Origin of the sequence: Saccharopolyspora sp., assembly GCF_017434145.1 — a bacterium.
In the GTDB taxonomy this organism is placed as follows: Bacteria; Actinomycetota; Actinomycetes; order Mycobacteriales; family Pseudonocardiaceae; genus Saccharopolyspora_C; species Saccharopolyspora_C galaxeae.
Genome location: NZ_JAFRFW010000295.1, coordinates 1 through 3,395 on the forward strand (window position 1 = coordinate 1; position 3,395 = coordinate 3,395).

The 3,395-nt window shown below is 71.4% G+C and carries 3 protein-coding genes; 1 reads left to right on the forward strand and 2 read right to left on the reverse strand.

The window, feature by feature from the left end; genetic code table 11:
• Both IJH84_RS08130 and IJH84_RS08135 read right to left on the reverse strand, forming a co-directional pair.
• Positions 1-378 (reverse strand): MaoC family dehydratase N-terminal domain-containing protein (locus tag IJH84_RS08130; RefSeq protein ID WP_295142239.1); only part of this gene is annotated, 378 nt, incomplete at its 3' end.
• Between the two features lies 1 nt (position 379).
• Positions 380-1,720, reverse strand: a complete 1,341-nt coding sequence (locus tag IJH84_RS08135; protein ID WP_200067969.1) for a 3-oxoacyl-ACP reductase — start codon at positions 1,718-1,720, stop codon at positions 380-382.
• Between the two features lie 213 nt (positions 1,721-1,933).
• Here IJH84_RS08135 and IJH84_RS08140 point away from each other — a divergent pair, with 213 nt between their 5' ends.
• Entirely contained in the window at positions 1,934-3,211 is a 1,278-nt protein-coding gene (locus IJH84_RS08140) for an acetyl-CoA C-acetyltransferase (protein ID WP_200067970.1), read from the forward strand.
• Positions 3,212-3,395: the final 184 nt, after the last annotated feature.

Consider the following 3,395-nt stretch of genomic DNA (forward strand, 5'->3'; position numbering starts at 1 on the left):
CTTGCCCTTCGGGTGCGCGCGCAGGTTCGCCACCCGCACCCGCTGGTCGAGCACGTCGGTGACCCGCAACGGCCGGTGCACCGTGATGCTGTTGGCCACGTGCACCAGTCCGACCAGCGGAAACGGGAATCCGGGGTCGGTCATCAACCGCACCGACAGACCGAACGAGAGCACGTGCGGGTAGGTCGGCGGCAGCTCGTCGCGCAGCCCGAACCCGCAGACCCGGTTGTACTCGGCGAGGTGCGCCTGGTCGATCTCGATGCCGCGGCGCACGTACTCGGTCTGCGGCAGTTCCCCGCCGCGCCGCAGCGGGCCGGAGGTGACCGCCTTCAGGTACAGCGCCGAGAGATTCGGGGCGGAGTCGACTTCGGTGCTCATCTCACGCCCCCAACAGGCTCTGGCCGCAGACCCGCACGACGTTGCCGTTCACGCCCGCCGATGCGGGGCTGGCGTACCAGGCGATCGTTTCGGCGACGTCGACCGGCAGCCCGCCCTGCTGCAGGCTGCTCATCAACCGCCCGGCCTCGCGGATGAACAGCGGCACGGCCGCGGTCATCTTGGTCTCGATGAACCCGGGCGCGACCGCGTTGATCGTGACGCCGCGGCGGGCCGCGGTCGGCGCCGACGCCTGCACCAGGCCGATCACGCCCGCCTTCGACGTCGAGTAGTTCGCCTGCCCGACGTTGCCCGCGATGCCGCTGATCGAAGCGACACCGATCAGCCGGCCGCCGGAGCGCAGCGGCGAGTCCTCCCGCAGCAGCGCCTCGTTGATGCGTTCCTGGGCGGTGAGGTTCACCGCCAGCACCGAGTCCCACTTGCCCTCGTCCATGCGCCCGAGCGTCTTGTCCCGGGTGATGCCCGCGTTGTGCACCACGATGTCGAGCCCGTCGTGGCGTTCGGTGAAGTGCTCGGCGATGCGCTGCGGCGCGTCCTCGGCGGTGATGTCGAGCTGCAGGGTGGACCCGCCGATGCGGTTGGCGACCCTGGCCAGGTCCTCGCCTTGGGCGGGCACGTCCAGGCAGACCACGTGCGCGCCGTCGCGGGCGAGGGTTTCCGCGATCGACTCGCCGATGCCCCGCGAGGCGCCGGTGACCAGCGCGACCTTGTCCCGCAGCGGGTGCTGCCGGTCGACCTTGGGCGCGTCCGCGGAACCGACCCGGATGACCTGGCCGGACACGAACGCGGACTTCGGCGAGAGCAGGAAGCTCAGCGTCGAGTCCAGCGCGGCCTCGGCACCTTCGGAGACGTAGACCAGCTGCGCGGTGGCGCCGCGCTTGAGCTCCTTGCCGACGGTGCGCATGAAGCCTTCCAGCGCGCGTTGCGCGACCCGCTCACCGGCGGAGGTGGTCTCCTCCGGCGGGGTGCCGAGCACGATGACGCGGCCGCAGCCGCCGACCTGCCGGATCAGCGGGCCGAAGAAGTCGCGCAGCTGGTGCAGCTGGTCGCTGCCGGTGATGCCGGTGGCGTCGAAGATCAGCGCGGCGTACCGCGCGTCCTCCTGCGGCTCACCGGACTCGACCTCGGCGTGCGCGCCGGTGAGCGTTGCCGCCACGGAATCGGTCAGCCGCGAACCCTTCGCCGCCCCGGTGCGCACCGTGCCGCTGACGACGGGATCACCGGACCGGTGCCTTCGCAGTGGGGCAGGCGTGGGCAGGCCGAGGCGCTTTGCGAGCGAGCGGCCGAACGCGGTCGAGGTGAACTGCTGGTACCGATCGGGCATGCGTACTCCCGTGCAGGCAGGTTGTCGGATGGATTCGTGCGCGGAAACGGGCCAGGGGCCGTCGCGCGGTGATCCTGCTCGACGACTAACCTACCCGCGGGTAGGTTAGTGCGTCACCGGGGTGCGCACCAGACCCGCGATCCCGGAATCCCAGTACAGCGGCCAACCCCAGCCGCACGCCGGACCGACGGTCCTCAAACGAAGGAGTCCAGCATGTCCACCACTCGCCGCGTAGCGATCGTCGGCGGCAACCGGATCCCCTTCGCGCGTTCCGGCGGCCGCTACACGCGGGCCTCCAACCAGGACATGCTCACCGCAGCGCTGGACGGGCTGCTGGCCCGCTTCGGACTGCAGGGCGAGCAGCTGGGCGAGTTCGTCGCGGGCGCGGTGCTCAAGCACAGCCGCGACTTCAACCTCGCCCGCGAGACCGTGCTCGGTTCCCGGCTCGACCCGCGCACCCCCGCTCACGACGTGCAGATGGCGTGCGCGACCGGGCTGGAGTCGGTGGTCTCGGTGGCCAACAAGATCGCGCTGGGCCAGCTCGAGTCGGGCATCGCAGGTGGCGTGGACTCGGCCAGCGACGCGCCGATCGCGCTCAACGACGACCTGCGCCGGGTGCTGCTGGCGGCCAACCACGCGAAGAGCTTCGGCGGCAGGCTCAAGGCGCTGACCGGCGTGCGCCCGCAGCACGTGGTGCCGGAGATCCCGCAGAACTCCGAGCCGCGCACCGGACTTTCCATGGGAGAGCACGCCGCGAAGACCGCGCTGGCCTGGGAGATCTCCCGGGAGGCGCAGGACGAGCTGGCCGCGCGCAGCCACCAGCGGCTCGCCGCCGCCTACGAGCGCGGGTTCTTCGACGACCTGGTCACGCCGTTCCAGGGCGTGGCCGAGGACCAGAACATGCGTGCCGACAGCACCCCGGAAAAGCTGGCGAAGCTCAAGCCGGTGTTCGGCAAGGGCGAGGGCGCGACCATGACGGCGGGCAACTCGACCCCGCTCACCGACGGCGCCTCCACCGTGCTGCTGGCCAGCGAGGAGTGGGCGAAGGCGCACAAGCTGCCGGTGCTGGCGTACCTCAGCGACGTGCTGCCCGCCGCGGTGGACCACGTCAGCGGCGACGAGGGCCTGCTGATGGCGCCCGCCTACGCGGTGCCGAAGTTGTTGCAGCGCAACGGCATCGGCCTGGGCGAGTTCGACTTCTACGAGGTGCACGAGGCGTTCGCCTCGCAGGTGCTGGCCACGTTGCAGGCGTGGCAGGACCCGGAGTTCTGCAAGAACCGGCTCGGCCTGGACGCGCCGCTGGGCGGCGTGGACACCGCGAAGCTGAACGTGAACGGCTCGTCGCTGGCCGCCGGGCACCCGTTCGCCGCGACCGGCGGGCGGATCGTGGCGACGCTGTCGAAGCTGCTGTCCGAGCAGGGCTCGGGCCGCGGGCTGATCTCCATCTGCGCCGCCGGCGGGCAGGGCGTCACCGCGATCCTGGAGCGCTGATCCCGGTTCGCTCGAGGGTGAGCGGACCGCTGGACCGCTAAGAACGGTCCGCTCACTCGCCGGATCACTCGGGGATGCAGCTGACCGGGACGGTGTGCACCAGGTTGTTGCCGAAGCCGCCGCGGTTCCAGGACTGGCCGGTCGGCTGGACGTTCCCGTCGGCGTCGGTCGCGCGGGCGGCCAG

Bases quoted from the DNA above. Each gene is read 5' to 3' on its own strand.
- IJH84_RS08135 (WP_200067969.1), bottom strand. From the start codon at position 1,720: ATGCCCGATCGGTACCAGCAGTTCACCTCGACCGCGTTCGGCCGCTCG.
- IJH84_RS08140 (WP_200067970.1), top strand. From the start codon at position 1,934: ATGTCCACCACTCGCCGCGTAGCGATCGTCGGCGGCAACCGGATCCCC.